The organism is Flavobacterium sp. ENC, assembly GCF_020991415.1.
In the GTDB taxonomy this organism is placed as follows: Bacteria; Bacteroidota; Bacteroidia; order Flavobacteriales; family Flavobacteriaceae; genus Flavobacterium.
Map to the genome: position 1 here is coordinate 1 of NZ_JAJMOY010000037.1, position 462 is coordinate 462.

General features: G+C 44.6%; 1 protein-coding gene. It reads right to left on the minus strand.

The features are described from left to right. On the minus strand, positions 1-462 hold a 462-nt coding region (locus tag LPB89_RS21940; RefSeq protein ID WP_230703740.1), incomplete at both ends, for an AMP-binding protein.

A 462-nucleotide genomic window follows, 5' to 3' on the forward strand; every position in this document is an offset into this window, starting at 1 on the left:
CTAACGGAGCTGTGACGGATCTTTACCCCTTTCGGGGTTCCGGTAGAACCTGAGGTATAAATCATATACGCCAGATCTTCTTCATGGATTGCAGCAGAGGCTAACTCACTGCTATGATCGGAAAGTTCTTCTATATGGTCCGGCAGGATCATTACATTAATTCCTGATTCGTCTGTATAGGGCGTATCTGAAATCAATAACGCTGCACGGCCATCTTCTAAAATGTAACTAATTCTTGAGGTCGGGTAACTTTTGTCAATCGGCAGATAAATACCGCCCAGTTTCAGGATACTTAACATCGGGATCAGCATCCATTCGCTGCGGTCCAATAATAAGCCTACACAATCCCCCTGTTGGATACCGTAAACATCTTTCAGGTAATTCGATAATTGGTTCACAGCGGCATCCAATGCTCCGTAATTCAGTTTTCGATCTGCATAACAAACGGCAATGGCTTGCGGT